18 protein-coding genes are annotated in these 21,254 nt (G+C 65.4%); 13 read left to right on the plus strand and 5 right to left on the minus strand.

Translation table 11 applies throughout. The features are described from left to right. Window positions 1-265 precede the first annotated feature (265 nt). The 7 genes from E5221_RS16125 to E5221_RS16155 all read left to right on the plus strand — a co-directional run bounded on the left by E5221_RS16125 (window position 266) and on the right by E5221_RS16155 (window position 8,237). The gene (locus tag E5221_RS16125; protein WP_013972951.1) at window positions 266-2,410 is read left to right on the plus strand and encodes a methyl-accepting chemotaxis protein; all 2,145 of its coding nucleotides are present in this window, start codon (window positions 266-268) and stop codon (window positions 2,408-2,410) included. Window positions 2,411-2,515: 105 nt separating this feature from the next. Next, complete coding sequence (locus E5221_RS16130) at window positions 2,516-3,532, plus strand: ABC transporter substrate-binding protein (protein ID WP_061551607.1); 1,017 nt, start codon at window positions 2,516-2,518, stop codon at window positions 3,530-3,532. Continuing rightward, on the plus strand, window positions 3,529-4,377 hold the full coding sequence (locus E5221_RS16135; protein WP_247845969.1) for an ABC transporter permease subunit: 849 nt from the start codon (window positions 3,529-3,531) through the stop codon (window positions 4,375-4,377). The genes E5221_RS16130 and E5221_RS16135 overlap by 4 nt, the downstream gene beginning before the upstream one ends. A 108-nt stretch (window positions 4,378-4,485) precedes the next feature. After that, the gene (locus E5221_RS16140; RefSeq protein WP_182329654.1) at window positions 4,486-5,349 is read left to right on the plus strand and encodes a LysR family transcriptional regulator; all 864 of its coding nucleotides are present in this window, start codon (window positions 4,486-4,488) and stop codon (window positions 5,347-5,349) included. 251 nt (window positions 5,350-5,600) lie between these two features. Then, window positions 5,601-6,518, plus strand: a complete 918-nt coding sequence (locus tag E5221_RS16145; RefSeq protein ID WP_247845970.1) for an AEC family transporter — start codon at window positions 5,601-5,603, stop codon at window positions 6,516-6,518. Window positions 6,519-6,553: 35 nt separating this feature from the next. Beyond that, window positions 6,554-7,165 carry a cell wall hydrolase gene (locus E5221_RS16150; protein WP_039614203.1) on the plus strand — a complete coding sequence of 204 codons (612 nt, stop codon included), beginning with the start codon at window positions 6,554-6,556 and terminating at the stop codon, window positions 7,163-7,165. Window positions 7,166-7,385: 220 nt separating this feature from the next. Then, complete coding sequence (locus E5221_RS16155) at window positions 7,386-8,237, plus strand: CAP domain-containing protein (protein WP_061551610.1); 852 nt, start codon at window positions 7,386-7,388, stop codon at window positions 8,235-8,237. Between the two features lie 146 nt (window positions 8,238-8,383). On the opposite strand, the gene E5221_RS16160 is transcribed toward E5221_RS16155, so the two are convergent. Further along, a complete protein-coding gene (locus tag E5221_RS16160) occupies window positions 8,384-9,355 on the minus strand; it encodes a helix-turn-helix domain-containing protein (RefSeq protein ID WP_247845971.1) in 972 nt (323 codons plus the stop codon). A 106-nt stretch (window positions 9,356-9,461) separates the two neighbouring features. On the opposite strand from E5221_RS16160, the gene E5221_RS16165 reads away from it, so the two are divergent. Continuing rightward, window positions 9,462-10,079, plus strand: a complete 618-nt coding sequence (locus tag E5221_RS16165; protein ID WP_247845972.1) for a LysE family transporter — start codon at window positions 9,462-9,464, stop codon at window positions 10,077-10,079. A 57-nt stretch (window positions 10,080-10,136) separates the two neighbouring features. Here the strand turns inward: E5221_RS16165 and E5221_RS16170 are convergent, their stop codons facing one another. Further along, window positions 10,137-11,336, minus strand: coding sequence for an MFS transporter (locus E5221_RS16170; protein ID WP_182329658.1), 1,200 nt, complete (start codon window positions 11,334-11,336; stop codon window positions 10,137-10,139). Between the two features lie 105 nt (window positions 11,337-11,441). Continuing rightward, the gene (locus E5221_RS16175) at window positions 11,442-12,347 is read right to left on the minus strand and encodes a LysR family transcriptional regulator (protein WP_039614199.1); all 906 of its coding nucleotides are present in this window, start codon (window positions 12,345-12,347) and stop codon (window positions 11,442-11,444) included. A gap of 117 nt (window positions 12,348-12,464) precedes the next feature. On the opposite strand from E5221_RS16175, the gene E5221_RS16180 reads away from it, so the two are divergent. The 3 genes from E5221_RS16180 (at window position 12,465) to E5221_RS16190 (ending at window position 16,964) form a co-directional block, all read left to right on the plus strand. Next, window positions 12,465-12,815, plus strand: a complete 351-nt coding sequence (locus E5221_RS16180; RefSeq protein WP_061551615.1) for a cupin — start codon at window positions 12,465-12,467, stop codon at window positions 12,813-12,815. A 334-nt stretch (window positions 12,816-13,149) separates the two neighbouring features. Beyond that, window positions 13,150-15,567 carry a glucose/quinate/shikimate family membrane-bound PQQ-dependent dehydrogenase gene (locus E5221_RS16185; RefSeq protein WP_247845973.1) on the plus strand — a complete coding sequence of 806 codons (2,418 nt, stop codon included), beginning with the start codon at window positions 13,150-13,152 and terminating at the stop codon, window positions 15,565-15,567. 128 nt (window positions 15,568-15,695) lie between these two features. After that, a complete protein-coding gene (locus tag E5221_RS16190; RefSeq protein ID WP_247845974.1) occupies window positions 15,696-16,964 on the plus strand; it encodes a carbohydrate porin in 1,269 nt (422 codons plus the stop codon). A gap of 324 nt (window positions 16,965-17,288) precedes the next feature. On the opposite strand, the gene argE is transcribed toward E5221_RS16190, so the two are convergent. Together argE and E5221_RS16200 are read right to left on the minus strand one after the other, a co-directional pair. After that, window positions 17,289-18,449 carry an acetylornithine deacetylase gene (gene argE / locus E5221_RS16195; protein ID WP_039614196.1) on the minus strand — a complete coding sequence of 387 codons (1,161 nt, stop codon included), beginning with the start codon at window positions 18,447-18,449 and terminating at the stop codon, window positions 17,289-17,291. Beyond that, entirely contained in the window at window positions 18,442-19,119 is a 678-nt protein-coding gene (locus E5221_RS16200) for a DUF1028 domain-containing protein (protein ID WP_085720659.1), read from the minus strand. The genes argE and E5221_RS16200 overlap by 8 nt, the downstream gene beginning before the upstream one ends. Before the next feature lie 371 nt (window positions 19,120-19,490). On the opposite strand from E5221_RS16200, the gene E5221_RS16205 reads away from it, so the two are divergent. Both E5221_RS16205 and E5221_RS16210 read left to right on the plus strand, forming a co-directional pair. Then, window positions 19,491-20,810: an NAD(P)/FAD-dependent oxidoreductase gene (locus E5221_RS16205; RefSeq protein ID WP_247845975.1), complete on the plus strand. Its 1,320-nt coding sequence runs from the start codon at window positions 19,491-19,493 to the stop codon at window positions 20,808-20,810. After that, complete coding sequence (locus E5221_RS16210; RefSeq protein WP_015270679.1) at window positions 20,810-21,226, plus strand: RidA family protein; 417 nt, start codon at window positions 20,810-20,812, stop codon at window positions 21,224-21,226. Before E5221_RS16205 ends, E5221_RS16210 begins: the two co-directional genes overlap by 1 nt. Window positions 21,227-21,254: the final 28 nt, after the last annotated feature.

The raw sequence follows: 21,254 nt of genomic DNA on the forward strand, positions 1-21,254 counted from the left end.
TCTGTTTCGGGCCAGTTATTCCTGAGGTGGAGGCGCGCGGCCCCTTGGCGTCCATCTCGATATCGTGTCGGACAAACAAGGCGGTCGCACGCGCTGGCGCAGGCGTTACTGGCCCGAAACTGATGTAGGAGCAGCCTTGTGCTGCGACGCGCCGCGCGGGCGGCGCTCGATCTCACAGACGACACACATCTCCAGCCAGGCACCTCTCAACCCCGCCCAGCCCCAAAGCCATAACCCTTACTGTCCAAAAAAAGGGATACGCCCCATGCCTTTGCGACAACTTTCCATCCAGTGGAAGATCACCCTGCTCGCCGGTCTCTGCCTGGCCGGCATCGTCACCCTGCTCGTCGGCCTGTCGCTGTATCGCATGGACCACAGCTCGGACCTGGTCAAGGCCAGCAGCATGCAGATGCTGACCGAATCGGCCCAGTCGCGCATCGAGTCGCAGGGCGAGGTGCAGGCGCTGAACATCCGCCGCCAGTTCATGGACGCCTACCAATACGGCGCCGGTTTCGCCCGCCAGGTGCTGTTCCTGCGCGAGCAGGCGGAAAAGCGCTTTCTCGATGCCTTCGACCTGCGCGAGGACATGACCCGCCAGGTGCGCGCCGCCCTGCAGGCCAACCCTGAGCTGCTCGGCCTGTCGCTGGTATTCGAGCCCAACGCCCTGGACAACAAGGACAGCCTGTTCGCCGGCAAGGCAGAACTGGGCAGCAACGAAACCGGGCGCTTCGCCCTGTACTGGTCGCAGCCGCGTGTCGGCCAGCTGACGGCCATGGCCCTGCCCGAACATGACATGGCCAACACCGAGATCGGCCCCAGCGGCCAGCCAGCCAATACCTGGTGGGTGTGCCCGCGCACATCCGGCAAGGTGTGCGTGGTGGAGCCCTACTTCTACGACATCGATGGCCAGCAGGTGCTGATGACCAGCATCGTCTTCCCGCTGGCAGTCGACGGCAAGGTGATCGCCACCCTGTCCATCGACATCAACCTCAACAGCCTGCAGGCCCTGAGCCAGGAGGCCAGCCGCAGCCTGTACGAAGGCCGCACCACGGTCGGCATCCTCAGCCCGGTCGGCCTGCTGGCCGGCTACAGCGCCGACGCCAGCAAGCTGGCCCAGCGCTTCGACCAGGTCGACACCGCCAAGGGTGCTGAACTGGTGCGCAAGCTGGCCGACGGCAAGATGACCATCGTGCACGACCAGCAGCGCCTGAAGGTGCTGGCCGCCTTCCAGCCGATTCCGGATGCCCAGCCTTGGGGCGTGCTGCTGGATGTGCCGGAAAACGCCCTGACCGGGCCGGCCGAAGCGCTGAAACAGGAACTGGACGCGCTGAACACCAGCGGCACCCTGCTGGAACTTGGCCTGGGCCTGGCGGCGGCGATTGCCGGCCTGCTGATGGTGTGGCTGATGGCCCGGGGCGTTACCCGGCCGATCCTCGGCGTGGCAAGCATGCTCAAGGACATTGCCAGCGGCGAAGGTGACCTGACCCGCCGCCTGACCTACCAGAAGCAGGACGAACTGGGCGAACTGGCCGGCTGGTTCAACCGCTTCCTCGACAAGCTGCAGCCGACCATCGCCGAGGTCAAACGCTCGGTGCAGGCCGCCCGTGGCACCGCCGACCAGTCTTCGGCAATTGCCACCCAGACCAGCGCCGGCATGGAGCAGCAGTACCGCCAGGTCGACCAGGTGGCCACTGCCTCGCACGAGATGAGTGCCACCGCCCAGGACGTCGCCCGCAGCGCCGCCCAGGCCGCGCAGGCCGCCCGCGATGCCGACCAGGCCACCCGCGAAGGCCTGGCGGTGATCGACCGCACCACCCACAGCATCGATGCCCTGGCTGCCGACATGAGCAACGCCATGAGCGAAGTGGAGGGCCTGGCGCAGAACAGCGAGAAGATCGGTTCGGTGCTGGAGGTGATCCGCTCGATCGCCGAACAGACCAACTTGCTGGCGCTCAACGCCGCCATCGAGGCGGCCCGCGCCGGGGAAGCCGGCCGTGGCTTTGCCGTGGTCGCGGACGAGGTACGCAACCTGGCCCAGCGTACCCAGGAATCGGTGGAAGAAACGCGCCAGGTGATCGAGGCCTTGCAGAACGGCACTCGCGAGGTGGTCGGGGCCATGGACAACAGCCACCGCCAGGCCCAGAGCGGCGTGCAGCAGGTTGGCCAGGCAGTCACCGCGCTGCAGCGCATCGGCCAGGCAGTGACGGTGATCACCGACATGAACCTGCAGATCGCCTCGGCCGCCGAGGAGCAAAGCGCAGTGGCCGAGGAAATCAACAGCAACGTGGCAACCATCCGTGATGTCACCGAATCGCTGTCGGGGCAGGCCAACGAGTCGGCGCGGGTAAGCCAGTCGCTGAACAGCCTGGCCAACCAGCAACAGGCGCTGATGGACCAGTTCCGCGTCTGAGTCACTTGCAGGCCGCTGCCAATCGCGTGCAGCGGCCTTCCTGCCGGGCCTGGAGCCGGTCGTCTACACTTGCGGCAACTCAGTAGCGCCACTCCAAGAGGCCCCATGAAAAAGATTCCGACGTTGCTGGCCGGCCTGCTGCTCGCCGTCGGCCTGGCCAGCACCGACAGCGCCGCCTCCGCAGAACGCACCACGCCCATCCGCTTTGGCGCCATCGGCTGGGAAAGCGGTGCCCTCACCACCGAGATCCTGCGGCTGATCGTGGAGCGTGGCTACGGCTACACCACCGACACCCTGCCCGGCAGCACCGTCAGCATGGAAGTGGCCCTGGCGCGCAACGACCTGCAAGTAATCGCCGAGGAATGGGCCGGGCGCAGCCCTGCCTGGGTCAAGGCAGAACAGGCCGGCCAGGTGTTTGCCTTGGGCGACACGGTCAAGAACGCCGAAGAAGGCTGGTGGGTGCCGGCCTACGTGATCGAAGGCGATGCCGCGCGCAAGCTGAAACCCGTGGCGCCGCAATTGCGCAGCGTCGAGGACCTAAAGCGTTACCCGCAGGTGTTCCGCGACCCCGAGTCACCCGGCAAAGGGCGCTTTCTGAATAGCCCCAGCGGCTGGACATCCGAAACCGTCAACAGCCAGAAACTCAAGGCCTACGGGCTGAATGATCTCTATACCAACTTCCGCAGTGGCTCCGGGGCTGCAATGGATGCCGAAATCGGCTCGGCCATCCGCCGTGGCCAACCGGTGTTGTTCTACTACTGGAACCCGACCCCTTTGATGGGGCGTTACAAGCTCATACGCCTGCAAGAGCCGCCGTTCGATGCCCAGGCATGGGCCACCCTCACCGATGCCGGCAACCCCGAGCCCAAGGGCAGCAGCTCGCTGCCGGCCAAATTGTCGATTGGCGTGTCCAAGGCCTTTCGCGAGGGCTACCCGGAACTGGTGAGCATGTTCGAGCGGGTCGACCTGCCCATCGACCGACTGAACAAGGCACTGGCCGACATGAGCGAAAAGCGAACGCCGCCCCGCGACGCTGCCCTCACCTTCCTGCGCGATAACCGCGAGGTGTGGAAAGCCTGGTTGCCTGCGGACATTGCCACCAAGGTCGAGGCCAGCCTGTGAGCGGCGGCTTCCCCGAGGCCCTGCAATTCTCCTTTGCCGACAGCGTCAACCGCCTGGTCGACTGGCTGGTACTGCATTACGGCGATCACCTGCGCAGCGTCTCGGACCAGTTGCTGCAACTGCTGGTCGGCCTGGAAACCCTGCTGCGCCTGCTGCCGTGGTGGCTGCTGCTGTTGCTGATCGGCCTGCTGGCCTGGCATGCCTGCCGCAGCGTGCTGCGCAGCGCGGTACTGGTGGCGCTGCTGGCGCTGATCGGCATGCTCGGGTTGTGGGACAAACTGCTGCAGACCATGGCGTTGGTGCTGGTCAGTACCGGCCTCTGCGTGCTGGTGGGCGTGCCGCTGGGCATCCTGCTGGCTGCCCGGCCACTGGCGAAGCGCTTGCTGTTGCCGGTACTGGATGTGATGCAGACCTTGCCGGCCTTCGTTTACCTGATCCCGGTGCTGATGCTGTTCGGCCTGGGCAAGGTGCCCGCCGTGTTCGCCACACTGATCTATGCCCTGCCACCGCTGGTGCGGCTGACCGAACTGGGCCTGAGCCAGATCGACCCTTCGCTGCTGCAAGCCGCCCATGGCCTGGGGGCCAGCCGCTGGCAGCGGTTGCGGCGCATCGCCCTGCCGCTGGCGCTGCCGAGCATCATGGCCGGGCTCAACCAGTCGGTGATGATGGCCCTGTCGATGGTGGTGGTGGCTTCGATGATTGGTGCCCGCGGGCTGGGCGAGGACGTGCTGTCGGGGATCCAGACGCTGAATGTCGGCCAAGGCGTCGAGGCCGGGCTGGCGATCGTCGCCCTGGCCATGGTGATCGATCGGATCAGCCAGGCCTATGGGCGTGGTGGGCGCTGAGAAATACTGCCTCTACCAGTCTTGACTCGCTGTAGGGGCAGCCTTGTGCTGCGAAAGGGCCGGGCCTGACAATGCATCTCTGTCAGCTTGAAACCGGACCACACCCGCATGTCCCTCAAAGCCTTGCGCACCCTGGTGACCATCGCCCGCCACGGCACCTTCGCCCGTGCCGCCGACCTGCTCAGCCTCACCCCTTCGGCGGTAAGCCTGCACATCAAGACCCTCGAAGACGAACTGCAGGTGACCTTGTTCGACCGCAGCCGCAGGCAGGTGTCGCTGACCGAAGCCGGCCAGTTGGCGGTGGCCCGCGCCGAGACCATCCTGGCTAGCTATGACGAACTGGCCGACGCCCTGGCCAGCGGCCCGAGCCTGCGCGGCCGCCTGCGCCTGGGGGCGATCCACACCGTGCTGGCGCGGCGCCTGCCCAAAGCGCTGGTGTGGATCAAGGCGCACCATCCGCAGCTGCATGTCAGCGTGGCCTCCGGCATGTCGGCGGAACTGGCGCGACGGGTTGAAGACGGCGAGCTCGATGCGGCAATCACCACCGAGCCGGTCAGCCCCTACCCGCAAAGCCTGGACTTCACGCCGTTGTTCGAAGACCGCTTCTGGGCGATCGCCAGCCCCGACCTGGCCGGGCTAAGCGTGCCGCAGTTGCTGGCCAGCCAGCCGTTCCTGCGCTTCGACAAGCGTGCCTGGGCCGGGCGGCAGATCGAGCAGGAGCTGCGCCGCCAGCATCTGCAGGTGAGCGAGCAGATGGAGCTGGACAGCCAGGAAGCGCTGGCGCGCATGGCGGTGATGGGCCTGGGCGTGGCAATCATCCCCATGGCCGATGACGACCTGCAACGCTTGCTACCGGCTACCTGCCTGCCATTTGGCGAACCGCAGCTGACCCGGCGCGTGGTGTTGCTGGAGCATGAGAAGAGCCAGCGGCGGCATTTGAGCGCGGTGCTGAAGACTGCGCTGGAGGCGTGAAGGTTCGCAGGGCCTTGTAGGAGCGGCCTTGTGTCGCGAAAGGGCCGCAAAGCGGCCCCGGCAATTTTGTAGCGATGCCGATATCCTGGGGGCGCTTCGCTCCCCTTTCGCGACACAAGGCCGCTCCTACAAGAGCCAGTGTCGACTTCAACCATGCATTTTTCCTCAATGGTCAGTGCAGAAAACAACGTTTTTACAGATCGATCCGCACCAGTAGTCTGTGCCCCGTACCCGACCACGGAACGTCGATCATGCTCCACTTGCTGCTGACTACCCTGCTGCCGATCATCCTGCTGATTGCCCTGGGTACTTTCCTGCGCCTGCGTGGCTTTCTCGCCGATAACTTCTGGCCCGGCGCCGAGCGCCTGAGCTATTACGTACTGCTGCCGTCGCTGTTCCTCCATGGCCTGGCCACCGCCAACCTCGATGGCGTACCGGTGCTGGGCATGGTCGGCGTGCTGATGCTCTCGACCCTGGCCGGGGCCGTGCTGCTGGTGCTGTACCAGGGCGCCATGAACCACGACGGTGCCGACTTCACCTCGGTGTTCCAGGGCGGCATCCGCTTCAACAACTACATCGGCGCCACCCTTGCAGCGGGTATCTACGGCAGCGCCGGCATTGCCCTGGCAGCGGTGGCCAACGCCGCCATCGTGCCACTGGTCAACCTGCTTTGCGTGTTGGTGTTCGCCCGCTTCAGCGCCCGCCATAGCTCACCGGCCACGGTGCTGCGGGCCATCTTCGCCAACCCCTTGATCGTCGGTTGCGCCGGCGGGTTGCTGCTGCGCGCCAGCGGGCTGGGTTTGCCAGCGGGTATCGAACCCACGGTCAAGGCCCTGGGCCAGGCCGCCCTGCCGCTGGGCCTGCTGTGCGTCGGCGCAGCCCTGGGTGGTGCCCGCCCGGGCCAGCAGGTGCGCCCGCTGATGGCGGCGTCGGCATTCAAGTTCCTGGTCATGCCGCTGACCACTTGGGGCTTGTGCCGCCTGCTTGGCCTGGGTGGCCAGGCAGCGGTTGTCGCGGTGCTGTTCCAGGCACTGCCGACCGCATCATCTTCCTATGTAATGGCCCGGCAAATGGGCGGTAACGCACCGCTGATGGCCACCATCATCGCCCTGCAGACTGTGTTGGCCGCCGCCACCCTGCCTTTGGTGCTAATGCTTGCGCTTGGCTAGACTGTGAACCAGCCCACAGTTCGGGAGCTTGCATCATGCGCCTTTCGTGGATGGTGATCGGCCTGGTTTCGGCCCTGCTCGCAGGCCCCTTGCACGCGGCCGACCCGGCCAAGGCTGCCGTTGCCGAGGACAAGGCCGAGGTGCTCGAGGAAAAAGTGGTGAATGACACGCCACCCCCGAAAAAGGCCGAGACCCTCACACCGGGCGAAGCACAGGCAGTGGACCCGGCCGGCCAGGCGCCGCTGGATGACAGCATCACCTGCCTGGCCCGCACCATTTACTGGGAGGCCAAGGGTGCCGACGCCGAAGACATGGCCGCCGTGGCCAACGTCGTGCTCAACCGCCTGGGCCACGATGGCTTTCCGGATACCATCTGCGGCGTGGTCAAGCAGGGTGTGGAAAGCAAAGCCTGCCAGTTCTCCTGGTGGTGCGACGGGCGCCCGGACCAGGTCGAAGAAGCGCAACGCTACGACATTGCCAAGGAAATCGCGCGCAAGGCGCTCAACCAGCAGTTGAAAGACCGCACCGGGGGTGCCTTGTACTTCCATGACCGCAATGTGCACCCGGACTGGGCCAAAGCCTACCGCCGGACGGCGCAGACCAGGCATTTTCTGTTCTATAAACCGAACCAGGCGGTGGCGCGCTGATAGACGCCGGGCGCCAGCAAATCGGCAGACAGGCGTGGTTCGATAGGAATGATTACCAACTATTCGCACTTTTCAGATGATCAGTGGTCTACTTCCTCTTTTACCGCCAGCAACGAATGCCGGCGTTTTCATTGCTTTGCACGATCCCGGGCCAAAAGCCCCGGGCTTGTGTAGGATGAGCAGCGCAAACCACGACGCTGCCAGTCATAGGGAGATCCACATGCGCGTCCTGTCATCCGTTGCCGCCTTGTCGCTGGGCCTGCTCGTCTCGGCCGGGGCCATGGCTGCCACCGGCGAAGAAGCGCAACTGATCGATTCGATCAATGTCTACCGCAGCAAGGCCCAGCCCTGCGGTGGCGAAGCGTCGTTGGAGCTGCCACCGCTCAACAGCGATACCCGCCTGGCGCTGTCGCCAGAGGGTACCCGCGACCTGCAGCAGGCCATGACCCGCGCCGCCTACCCGATGGTCAATGTGCAGGCCATCAGCCTGTCGGGGCCACGTGATGCGCGCGCTGCCATGCATGCCATCGAAGAGAGCTTCTGCCAGGTGGTGCTGGACCCGCAGTTCGTCGATATCGGCGTCAGCCAGGAAGGCCGCGACTGGCGCATCGTGCTGGCCCGGCCGCTGCTCAGTGGCCGCCTGGGTGACTGGCAGGCCGAGGGACAGAAGGTGCTGCAGGAGATCAACGCCGCGCGCAAGGTGCCGCGCCAATGCGGTGGCCAGCCCTTTGCCGCCGCCCCCGCACTGAGCTGGAGCACGGTGCTGGCCGGGGTTGCCGCCAACCACACCCGGGCCATGGCCAACCAGAACTTCTTCGACCACATCGACAAGGATGGCCGCACCCCCGGTGACCGGGCAGAGCTGGCCGGCTACCTGTACCAGCAGATCGGCGAAAACATCGCCGCCGGGCGTGACACCGCGCGCAAGGTGGTCGATGGCTGGCTGGATAGCCCGGGGCATTGCGCGACGCTGATGAACCCGGACTTCCGTGAGCTGGGCGCTGCGTATGCAGTGGACCCGAAGAGTGATGCGGGGATTTACTGGACAGGGTTGTTCGGGACGCCGCAGTAGGCCGGCTCCCACAGGACTCATTCAAATAGCAGGGACCCTGTGGAAGCGGCTTTAGCCGCGAACACCGGCGCAGCCGGTGCCATGCACCGCGGTGGCTTCTTCGCGGGTAAACCCGCTCCCACAGGGTACGTGGACCGCTTGTGAATTCAGTTCTCTACGTGACAGCGCAGCTCAAGGGCCGTGCATCCAAACCGTCGCCACACGCACTTGCCCAGGTAACTGGCATCGCCCAGGCCCACTTCATCGGCAATCTGCGCCAGGCTGTGGCTGGAATTGAGCAGGCGCCAACGCGCCTGTTGCAGGCGCATCTCCAGCCACCAGGCCTTGGCGCTCATGCCATGGCTGGCGTGAAACTGCCGGTCCAGCTGGCGCCGGCTGATGCCCAGCTCAGCCGCCAGCTGCTCCGCGGTCAACGGCGTACCCAGGTGATGACGCATCAATGCCTGCGCGCGCTGCACCTGCCGCCCCTGCCCGGCCCCCAGCTCCAACGAGCGCAAGGCATGGCGGCTGTCACGGGTTTCATCCACCAGCATGTCGGCCAGGCCCTTCAGCGCCCTGGCCCTCCCGCAGGCGCGTGACAACAGCGCGACGGCCAGGTCGATGGCCGCGGTGCCGCCGGCGCAGGTGATGCGGCTACCGTCGATGCAATACAGCTGCTCACTCAGTACCTGCAAATGCGGGAAGGCTGCACGGAATTCGGCTTCGTGGCGCCAGTGCACCACTACCTTGTGCCCTTGCAGCAACCCGCAGGCAGCCAACAGGAAAGCACCGTTGTCGACCGCCACCAGCTTGACGCCGGCCTTGCCAGCCTGCCTGAGCAAGGCCCGGTAGCGAGGCGCCAGCGCGGCAGTGGCCAGCGCGTTGCGCCCGCCGAACACCACCAGGTAGTCGAAACTGGCCAGCTCGAGCTGGCCAGCGACGGCCTCGACCTGCACCACCGCGCCACTGCTCGAAGGCACCGGGTCGAGTGTCAGCCCTGCAACGGTCCAGCTGCAGTAGCGCTGCTGGCTGTAGTCCTCGTCGTCGGCGCTGAAACGCAACTTGTCGAGAAAGGCACCGAACGGCAGCAGGGCAAAATCCGGTAACGGCAAGATCAGCAAGCGGATGTCGGGCTGCATTGGCTTCGCGTCCAGAAACGACCATTCAATGTCCGGATCATACTCTTGCCGGCCAAGGTCGGCGCCATAGACTGACGCCCTCTCCATCAACAAGGCATTTCCCACCATGGCACTCGACACCTGGCTCATCTATCTGCTGGCCAGCATCGGCCTGTCGCTGACCCCAGGCCCCAACAGCCTGCTGGCCCTGACCCACGGTGCCCTGTATGGCGCACGCCGGACGTTGTTCACCATCATCGGCGGGGTGTTTGGCTTTAGCGCCCTGATTGCCTTGGCCATGTTCGGCCTCAGCGCATTGCTGCAGGCCTCGGCCTCGGCCTCGGTGCTGAGCGTGCTCAAGTGGGTGGGTGGCGCTTATCTGGTCTGGCTGGGTATCCAGCTGTGGCGCAGCCCGGGCCTGCACCTGGAACTGACCGCGCAAAGTGCGCGGCTGGGCAATGCCGGCCTGTTCCGCCAGGGCCTGCTGTCGGCCATGGCCAACCCCAAGGTGCTGCTGTTCTACGGCGCTTTCCTGCCGCAGTTCATCGACCCGCAGCGTGGGTTGCTGCTGCAGTTCGTGGTGATGGCGGCGACCTTTGCCAGTGTCGAGTTCCTGGTCGAATACCTGTTGGCACGCCTGGCGTTTCGCATCCGGCCATGGCTGGCCAAGGGCGGCAAGGGCTTCAACCGCTGCTGCGGCAGCCTGTTTGCCTTGATTGGTGTGGCGTTGCCGCTTGGGCGGTAGCACTATGCAAAGACTGTCGCGATCGTACAGGGATCGCGACAACCTGCGGGCTCGCATTCAACCCCGGCGTGCTTTGGCCAGGAAGATGATCAAGGCCACGCCCGGCAACCCCGCCCCCACCAGCGCCACACCGTGCCAGCCGAACTGGCTGAACACCGCGCTGGCCACCGCCGAACCCAGCGCCCCACCCAGGAAGATGCTGGTCATGTACACCGCGTTCAGCCGCCCGCGGCTGGCCGGGTCCAGCGCGTACACTTCACGCTGGCCGATGACCATGTTCATCTGCACCGCAAAATCCAGCAGCACGCCAGTCAGCCCCAGGCCGATCACGCTGTAGCCCGGCACGGTCAGCCCCAGCAACAGTACCGCCGGTGCCAGTAACAACGCCAACAGCGAACCGGCCCGGGCATGCCCGGCATCGGCCAGGCGGCCGGCCATGGGTGCGGCGACGGCGCCTACCGCGCCTACCAGGGCGAATACTGCGATCTGGCTCTGCGACAGGCCATGCTCGGTTGCCAGGGCCATCGGCACCGCCGTCCAGTACAGGCTGAACGCCGCGAACATCAACGCCTGGTACAGCGAGCGCTGGCGCAGCAAGGGATAACGGCGCAGCAGCGTGAGCAGCGACAGCATCAGCCCGGCATAGCTGGCCTTGTGCTCGGGCACCCGCCGCGGCAAGGTCAGGGCCAGCAGCAGGATGATCGCCAGCATCACCCCGGCAGCGCCAATGAACACCGCCCGCCAGCCGAAGTAGTCGGCCACCAGGCTGGACAACGGCCGCGCCAGCAGGATACCCAGCAGCAGGCCGCCCATGATGTTGCCGACCACCCGCCCACGCTGCTGCTCCGGCGCCAGGTGCGCCGCCAGCGGAATGAGCATCTGCACCGCCACGGAACTGAAACCGATCAGCAGTGCATAGCCGAGGAACAGCTGGCCCTGGCCGCTGCTGCTGGTGCCCGCCAGCAGCAGGCTGACGCAGGCCAGCACGGCGGTAGACACCATCAAGCGGCGGTTTTCCAACAGGTCGGCCAGCGGTACCAGCAACAGCAGGCCCAAGGCATAGCCAAGCTGCGTGAGCGAAACGATGAGGCTGGCATGCTCGGTGGACAGCCCCAGGTCCGGGGCGATCAGGCCGACGATGGGCTGGGCATAGTAGATATTGGCGACGATCGCGCCGCAGCAGAACGCCAGCAGGGCGACCAGGGCCCGGCTGAGGCCGGTGGCGGCAGGCTGCGCGGCGGCAAGGGAGGGATTCATGCGAGTGTCCTCGGCGATGGCTGGAATATGCCGGCCACCTTACCCAGACGCACTCCTGGCGAGAATCCAGCGCTGGCGCAACAGGGCTTTGCGCACTGCGCAACACTAGGTGCTGCGCTGCAACAGGTTTTCGCAAAAGTCGATGAACGCATTCACCCGCCGTGAACCACGATGATTGGGCAGATACAAGGCGTTGATGCTGTCATTGGCAGCGCCGGGGCTGGCCTGCCAATCGGGGAACAGCCGCTGCAGGCGCCCGGCCGCCACATCCTCACGCACCAGCCAGTCGGCCAGCAGCGCGATGCCGCTGCCCGCCAGCGCGGTTTCGCGCAGCATGTCGGCATTGGCACTGCGCAACGGCCCGCTCACGTCCAGTTCCAGACTGTCCTGCCCACGGGCCAGGCGCCAGGGGCGGCCTTTCTGCCCGTAGCGAAAGCGCAGGCAGGCGTGCTCGAGCAGCTGCCGCGGATGCTCCAGCGCGTCACGCCCGGCCAGGTAGCCCGGGCTGGCTACCAGCCAGCGCTGGAAGCGACCCAGCTGGCGGCATACCAGCTCGTCATTGGGCGAGGGGTCGCCCAGGCGGATCGACAGGTCATAGCGCCCGTCAAGCAGGTCATCCAGACGGTCGCTGAGGTCGATGTCCAGCTCCAGAGCCGGATGTTGCGCCAGGAACGGCCCCAAGTGCGGGGCGATGACCCGCCTGCCGAACTCCACCGGCAAGCACAGGCGCAACACGCCAACCGGTTCTTCACCCCGGTCGGCGACACTGGCATCGGCCTCGTCCAAGGCCTCGAAAATACCCCGCGCGCGCTCGTAATAACGGGCGCCGGCCTCGGTCAGGCTGACCTGGCGCGTGGAGCGGTTGAGCAAGGTGGCGCCCAACGCCGCTTCCAGGGCATCGACCAGGCGCGTCACCGACGATGTCGCCAGCCCAAGCTGGCGTGCGGCGGCAGAAAAGCCCTGGGCATCGACGGTGGCCACGAACATTTTCATCGCCAGGAGTTTGTCCATTTGTTGCCCGTCTTCCAAATCCCGGAAAGTTCTTACAAACAGCCGGGCCGGTCAAGAAGCGCGGCGCACGGCAATTGCGTCCATAGTGGAACTACCCCCTTCCAAGCGAGGTTTTCCATGATCCCGACCAACCTGCTGACTGCCCTGCCCCCTTGCGACCCCACCAGCTCCGAACGGGTCGACCAACTGCTCAGCCGCCCGGGTGTGCGTGTGGAGCGTATCGTTTCCAGCGGCCAGGCCAGCCCGCCCGGTTTCTGGTACGACCAGGCCGAAGGCGAATGGATCGTGCTGCTCAGTGGCGCCGCCGGCCTGCGCTTCGAGCACGAGAGCCATACCCGCCTGCTGGCGCCGGGCGATTGCCTGGACATCCCGCCGCATTACCGCCACCGCGTGGAATGGACCGCCCCCGGCACCGCCACCATCTGGCTCGCGGTGTTCTACAGCAGCGGCGCACCGTGGCCAACATGAAACGGTGGCCGCCTGTAGGAGCAGCCTTGTGCTGCGAAGGGGCCAGTCCTGCCGACACACCCGCTGCACTCGTAGCGGCCTCTTCGCAGCACAAGGCTGCTCCTACACAGAGCACACCGCCCACCTTCACACTCAAACAAAGCCTGAGTTCCCGTTACATGAATCAGCACGAACACCTCATAAAATGCAATTTTAAGCGCATGATCTAGACTTTTATCCACACCTTGCAGAGTTCAACCCTGCGACAATCCGCCCCACAAAATTATGTACCAACTTGTTAATTAGCAAGCTAAGAGATTACACTGCGCGCATTCCACCTGCTGAGATCCCTGGCATGAAAGAAACACCGCGCGCCTCTGGCGCCACAAACATCATCCTGGTCGGCCTGGGCGTGATCATCGCCCTGCTCGGCCTCCTCCTGGCTGCGGGCGGCGTCAAGCTGGCCGGCCTGGGAGGTTCCTGGTACTTCCTGATCGGCGGCCTGGCCATGGCCATCGCCGGCGTTCTCATCGCTCGCCGCAAGCCGGCTGGCGCCTGGCTGTACGCGGCGTTCCTGGTCGGCACTGCCATCTGGGCGCTGATCGACGCAGGCCTGGTGTTCTGGCCGCTGTTCTCGCGCCTGTTCATGTTCGGCGCAATCGGCATGGTGGTGGCACTGGTCTACCCGCTGCTGGCCCGTGCCAATGGCACCAGCGCCGGCCGCGGTGCCTATGGCGTTGCCGGGGTGATGGCCGTGCTGCTGGTGGTCGCCGCCGGCAACATGTTCGTCGCCCACCCAAGCGTCGCCCCCACCGGTAAAGGCCCGGGCATGACCCCGGTCGAGGCCGGCAAGGCGCAGACGGACTGGGCTCACTACGGCAACACCGAAGGTGGCAGCCGCTTCGCCGCGCTGGACCAGATCAACCGCGACAACGTCAACAAGCTGAAAGTGGCCTGGACCTACCGCACCGGTGACGTGGCGCTCAGCGACGGCAACGGCGCCGAAGACCAGCTGACCCCGCTGCAGGTCGGCAACAAGGTGTTCATCTGCACCCCGCACAACAACCTGATCGCCCTCGATGCCGACACCGGCAAAGAGCTGTGGAAGAACGCGATCAACGCCCAGTCCAAGGTCTGGCAGCGTTGCCGTGGCATGGCCTACTTCGACGCCACTGCCGCCATCGCCCAGCCGACCCAGCCGAACAGCTCGCCAATCACCGCGGCCAGCGTACCGGCCGGTGCCAACTGCCAGCGTCGCCTGCTGACCAACACCATCGATGGCCGCCTGATTGCCGTCGACGCCGACACCGGCGAGTTCTGCCAGGGCTTCGGCAACAACGGCCAGGTCGACCTCAAGGCCGGCCTGGGCGATGTGCCGGACTCCTACTACCAGCTGTCCTCGGCCCCACTGATGGCCGGCACCACCGTGGTGGTCGGCGGCCGCGTCGCCGACAACGTCCAGACCGACATGCCAGGCGGCGTGATCCGTGGTTTCGACGTGATCACGGGTGAAATGCGCTGGGCCTTCGACCCCGGCAACCCGGAAGATCGCCAGGCGCCGCAGGGCGACAGCACCTATGTGCGCAGCACCCCGAACAGCTGGGCCCCGATGTCCTACGACCCGGCGATGAATACCGTGTTCCTGCCGATGGGCTCGTCGTCCACCGACATCTACGGTGTCGAACGCAGCAAGCTGGACCACACTTATGGCGCTTCGGTACTGGCGCTGGACGCCACCACCGGCAACCAGAAGTGGGTGTTCCAGACCGTGCACAACGACCTGTGGGACTTCGATCTGCCGATGCAGCCGAGCCTGATCGATTTCACCAAGGACGACGGCCAGTCGGTACCTGCAGTGGTAATCGGCACCAAGGCCGGGCAGATCTACGTGCTCGACCGCGCCACCGGCAAGCCGCTGACCCAGGTCGACGAAGTACCGGTCAAGCCAAGCAACATCCCCAACGAGCCGTACTCGCCAACCCAGCCGAAGTCGGTGGGCATGCCGCAGATCGGCGCGCAGACCCTGACCGAATCGGACATGTGGGGCGCAACCCCGTACGACCAGCTGCTGTGCCGCATCGACTTCAAGAAAATGCGCTACGACGGCCTGTACACCGCGCCGGGCACCGACCTGTCGCTGAGCTTCCCGGGTTCGCTGGGCGGCATGAACTGGGGCAGCATTTCCACCGACCCGGTACATGGTTTCATCTTCGTCAACGACATGCGCCTGGGCCTGTGGATCCAGATGATCCCGTCGCAGAACAAGGGCGGTGCCGCTTCCGGTGGCGAAGCGCTGAACACCGGCATGGGTGCAGTACCGCTCAAGGGCACCCCGTATGCAGTGAACAAGAACCGCTTCCTGTCGGTGGCCGGCATTCCGTGCCAGGCGCCGCCATTCGGCACCCTGACCGCTATCGACATGAAGACCCGCCAGGTGGCGTGGCAGGTACCTGTGGGTACCGTCGAGGACACCGGCCCGCTCGGCATCCGCATGCACCTGCCTATCAAGATCGGCCTGCCGACCCTCGGCGGCACCCTGTCCACCCAGGGCGGCCTGGTGTTCATCGCCGGCACCCAGGACTTCTACCTGCGCGCCTACGACAGCAGCAACGGCAACGAAATCTGGAAGGCTCGCCTGCCAGTGGGCAGCCAGGGCGGCCCGATGACCTACGTTTCGCCGAAAACCGGCAAGCAGTACGTGGTGGTCACGGCTGGCGGCGCGCGCCAGTCGACTGACCGTGGCGACTACGTGATTTCTTACGCCTTGCCGTAACACCGCGTCGCCCCCTTCGCGGGTAAACCCGCTCCCACAGGAACTGCACAGTTTGCAAGGGCAGTGAAAATCCTGTGGGAGCGGGTTCACCCGCGAAGAGGCCTTAGAAGACAACCCGAGATTCAGCAATGCCATCCGCAATTCGCATCACCCCCACCCTGTTGCTGGCCCTCGCCAGCAGCACCGCCCTGGCCGACGGCGACCTGATGACCCGCAGCACCCTGACCGGTGACTGGGGCGGCCTGCGTCACCAGCTGGAAGAAGACGGCGTCAGGTTCACAGGCGACTACAGCGGCGAAACCGCCTACAACGCCCACGGTGGCCTGCACCGCTCGGCGCGCTACTCGCAAAACCTGAAACTGGGCGTGCAGTTCGACCTGTCGAAACTGTATGGCCTGGACAACGGCGGCAAGGTCCAGCTGACCATCAACGACCGCCGCGGCAACAGCGCCTCGGAAGACCTGGTGGGCAACCGCCTGCCGATCCAGGAAAACTTCGGTGGCCTGTACACCCGCCTGACCGAGCTGAGCTACGAGCGTACCCTGTTCACCCCGGCACTCAACGTCAAGCTCGGCTACATGGCCATGGGCAACGACCTGGGCGGCCTGGACAGTGGCATCCTGTGCAATTTCATGAACGCCGGCTTCTGCGGCCACCCGCTTAACATGTCTGGCGGCAGTGGCTGGACCAATTACCCCAATGCCCACCTGGGCGTGCGGGTGAAGTACGACCTGTCGCCGTCCTGGAAGTTGCGTGTGGCGGCGTTTAACGTCGACCCGGAAAGCAACGGCAACTCCAGCCGCGCCTGGCACCTGGGCCCCAAGCACACCACCGGCACCGTGGTACCGGTAGAGCTGGTGTACAAGCTGCAGGGCGAGCTGCCTGGCGAGTACAAACTGGGCTACTACTACGACAGCTCCGATGTGAAGCGCATCGGCAGCGACGAGGAAGTGTCCGGCCGCGGCGGCCACTATCTGCTGGTCGACCAGGCCGTGTGGAACGACCAGGGCTTGCCGGGCCGCAGCCTGCATGCCTTCGGCCAGTACTCGGCGTCGAGCAAGGCCGCATCGCCATTCACCAAGTGGTATGGCGCCGGCGTGGTGCTGTACAAGCCGTTCGCAGGCCGCGCGAAGGATACTGTGGCCCTGGGCTATGGCCGTGCCGTACCCAACCCGCGTAGCCGCGAGGTGCTGGAAGATGCCGCGTTCGATGCCGGGCAGCAGTTCCCCGATATCGACAGCGCCGAGCAGCTGGTCGAGCTGAGCTATGGCTACCAGGCCACGCCGTGGCTGAATCTGCGCCCGGATGTGCAGTACATCATCGAGCCGGGCGCGTTCTCCGGGAAGGACATCGACAACGCGCTGGTGGTTGGCCTGCAGGTCAAGGCTACCTTCTGAAACCTTGACTGGGGCTGCTCTGCAGCCCTTCGCGGGCACGCCCGCGCTCATAGAACAACACATGACTCATTGGTTCGGCGAGGTTCTGTAGGAGCAGCCTTGTGCTGCGAAGAGGCCGGGGCTGACAAAGCCTGTCTATTGGCTGTACCGGCCTCTTCGCAGCACAAGGCTGCTCCTACAAAGGACGCGTCAGACGAGCGATATTGGTTCTCTGCGCGAAAGCGCAGCCCAAAGGGCTGGGCAATCTCCCACAGGTATATCGCCGGCTGGCCTGGCGGTGCTGTACCTGTGGGAGCGGGCGTGCCCGCGAAGAGGCCAGCGCAATCAACCCTGCCTGAGGTAATCCACCAGCCTCAGCAACATGGCATCACACCCCCGCAACTGCTCGACACTGACGAACTCATCCGGCTTGTGCCCCTGGTCCATGCTCCCAGGCCCACACACCACAGTCGGGATGCCCGCCTGGTCGAACAGCCCTCCTTCGGTACCAAACGCCACCGTACCGAACTCATCCGAACCACTGAGCAACGCCACCAGGCCTGCCGCCTCGCTATCCGCTGGCGTGGCCAGCCCCGGATATGCACTCAACGGCTGCAGGCGAATGGCGCTGGCGGCATTGACCTTGCGCATGCGCGGCAGCAGTTCGGCCTCGGCATAGGTTTGCAGCTGGTCGGCCACTGCCTGCGCCTCGAACCCCGGCAAAGCCCGTACTTCGAAATCGAATTCGCATTCCGCCGGCACGATGTTCAGCGCCCTGCCCCCTTTGATCACACCGGTCTGCACAGTGGAGAACGGTGGGTCGAAGCGCTCGTCGTGATGCTCCGGCAACGCCAGGGCATCACCGATATCACCCAGCTTGCCGATCAGCTTCGCCGCATACTCGATGGCATTCACCCCATACGGCGCGTACGCCGAGTGGCAGGCCGCGCCATGTACCTGGCAACGCATCGCCAGCTTGCCCTTGTGCCCCAGCACCGGCTTGAGTTCGGTGGGTTCGCCAATCAGGCACAACCGTGGCTTGTGCGGGCGCTGCTCCAGCGCGGCCAGCATCGAGCGCACCCCCAGGCAGCCGACTTCCTCGTCGTAGGAGAACGCCAGGTGCACCGGCATGCGCAACGGCTGTGCGAGAAACGCCGGTACAGCCGCCAGCACCGAAGCGATGAAGCCTTTCATGTCGGCCGTACCACGGCCATACAGCCGCCCGTCGCGCTCACTCAGGGCAAACGGCTCGACTGTCCAGGCCTGGCCGTCCACCGGCACCACATCGGTATGCCCGGACAACACCACGCCGCCAACGTCCCGGGGGCCGATGGTGGCGAACAGGTTGGCCTTGGTGCCTTCCGGGTTATGGAACAGTTCGCTTTCCACCCCCAGCTCGGCCAGGTAGTCGCGGATGAAGCTGATCAGTTCGAGGTTGGAATCCCGGCTGACCGTGGCAAAGCCGATCAGCCTGGCCAGCAGCGCGCGACTGGCAAATTCACTCATCGCCCGGCACCCCGTAGCTTGGCGCGGCAGTCGGGTTGAGGGCGCGGGTGACGTAGTCCTGCATCTGCGGCCGATACGCCTGCCACAGGCCATCTAGCACACCAATCGGGTCTGCTTCGGCCCAGTCCACACGCAGGTCTACCAGTGGCCAGGTCAGTTCGCCGGCAATCTTCAACGCCGCCGAGTGCACAGGCCCCGCCTCGCCACCTGCGGCCATCGCCGCGTGCATGGCCGCCAGCAGGCGGTCGGCCAGATGCCCGCCGGCTTGTTCAAAGGCCTGCACCATCGCCTCGATCACCTGGGTCGAGGCCAACAGGTTGCCTGCCGCCGCACATTGCTCACCGGCCACGGCGTGGTGGGTGCCAAGGGCTTCCTTGCCGGTGAACAGCGCCACCTGGCCATGGCTGTCGATTACGGTGACCTGGCGGTACTCGCTCCAGCCATTGGCGCTCAGCACCCGGTCCAGCGCAGCGGCAGGCGGCAACTGGCCCTGTTCCAGGGCATCGAGAATCTGCGGGCCCAGCGCCGGCAAGGTGATGTTCTGGGTGGCGACCGCACCCACACCGGCACGCACCCACGGGCAGCGGGCGCCCACGGCGATGCTCGAAGAGCTGATGGCGATACCGACCTGGCCGGTTTCCTGGCAACGACCGATGATGGAAAAAGTCATGTCATGCTTCCTGTTGTGCTGTGCGATACACGGCATTCTGGGTTGAACCTTTCGGCCGGCGAAACGACCTTTTTCCGAGGGGTTAGGCAGGAAAAAACTTTGCTCTGGCTGAGATCGAGCGCCGCCCGCGCGGCGCTTCGCAGCACAAGGCTGCTCCTACATCTGTTTCGGGCCAATTATTCCTGTCGGCACAGCGCGCGGCCCCTTGGCGTCCAACTCGCAAGCCGCAGAATCCAGGGCCTTCGCCGTTTTATCGGCAAGCCCCAGCTAAATACTATTTTCGCCATTTCCACGGCATCCCTAGTCTGACCCCAGGCAACGGCGGTCCTCCAAACCGACCTGACAAAAACCGCCTGAACAAGGGCTCGGACATGACACTGAACAACCTCGAAATCGACACCCTCGTCGTCGGCGCCGGCCAGGCCGGCGTGGCCATGAGCGAACACCTGAGCAAGCTTGGCGTGCCGCACCTGGTGCTGGAGCGCAAGCGTATCGCCGAGGCCTGGCGCACCGGCCGCTGGGACTCGCTGGTGGCCAACGGCCCGGTATGGCACGACCGCTTCCCGGGGCTGGAATTCAACCTCGACGCCGACGCCTTCGCCGGCAAGGACCAGGTGGCCGACTACTTCGAGCAGTACGTACGCAAGTACAACCTGCCAGTACGCACCGGCATCGAAGTGAAGAAAGTGCTGCGCAACAGCGACCGCCCCGGTTTTACCATCGAAACCAATGAAGGCGTGATTCGCGCCAACCGTGTGGTCGCCGCCACCGGCCCGTTCCAGAAACCGGTAATCCCGGCCATCGCGCCGAAAGACAGCAACCTGCACCAGATCCACTCCGCTGCCTATTACAACCCCGAGCAGTTGCCAGAAGGCGCTGTGCTGGTGGTCGGCGCCGGCTCCTCGGGCGTGCAGATCGCCGAAGAACTGATGCGTGCCGGGCGCCAGGTGTACCTCTCGGTCGGCGCCCACGATCGCCCGCCACGCGCTTACCGCAACCGCGACTTCTGCTGGTGGCTGGGCGTGCTGGGTGAGTGGGATGCGGAAATCGCCAAGCCTGGCCGCGAGCACGTGACCATTGCCGTCAGTGGCGCCCGTGGCGGCCACACCGTGGACTTCCGCGCCCTCGCCCACCAGGGCATGACCCTGGTCGGCCTGACCCAGTCGTTCGAGAACGGCGTAGCGCGCTTCCAGGACAACCTGGTCGAGAACATCAACCGCGGCGACGAAAACTACCTGGCCCTGCTGGATGCCGCCGATGCCTACATCGAACGCAACGGCCTGGACCTGCCGGAAGAGCCCGACGCCCGCAAACGCCTGGCCGACCCGGAGTGCATGCGCAACCCGCTGCAGCAGCTGGACCTGGCCAAGGCCGGCGTCACCAGCATCATCTGGGCTACCGGTTACGGTGTCGACTTCAGCTGGCTGCAGGTAGACACCTTCGACGCCAACGGCAAGCCCCAGCACCAACGCGGCGTGGCCCGCGAGCCGGGTGTGTACTTCCTTGGCCTGCCGTGGCTGTCGCGTCGTGGCTCGTCGTTCATCTGGGGCGTGTGGCACGACGCCAAGCACGTCGCCGGCCACATCGCCACGCAACGCACCTATGCCGCCTACCGCGACCGCGAACAACGCGCAGCGGATGAGCAGCAACAACCCAAGATCAGCAACGTCAGCACCCTCGGAGCCCACTGATGCCTACTCATACCCGCATCCGCATGTTCAACACCAAGGCCACCTACCCCAACCAGACCCTGGACAACGACCTGTGCCAGGCGGTACGCGCCGGCAACACCATCTACGTGCGCGGCCAGGTCGGCACCGACTTCGAAGGCAACCTGGTGGGCCTGGGTGACCCACGGGCGCAGGCCGAGCAGGCGATGAAGAACGTCAAGCAACTGCTCGAAGAAGCCGGCTCGGACCTGTCGCACATCGTCAAGACCACCACCTACATCACCGACCCGCGCTTCCGCGAGCCGGTGTACAAGGAGGTAGGCAAGTGGCTCAAGGGCGTGTTCCCGATTTCCACCGGGCTGGTGGTGGCCGGGTTGGCCCAGGCCGAGTGGCTGATGGAGATCGATGTGATCGCCGTGGTGCCAGATTCGGTCTGATCGATCGGTTCAACCTGTAGGAGCGGCC

The sequence above is a fragment of the Pseudomonas sp. A2 genome (genome assembly GCF_023100865.1).
Classification (GTDB): Bacteria; Pseudomonadota; Gammaproteobacteria; order Pseudomonadales; family Pseudomonadaceae; genus Aquipseudomonas; species Aquipseudomonas asiatica.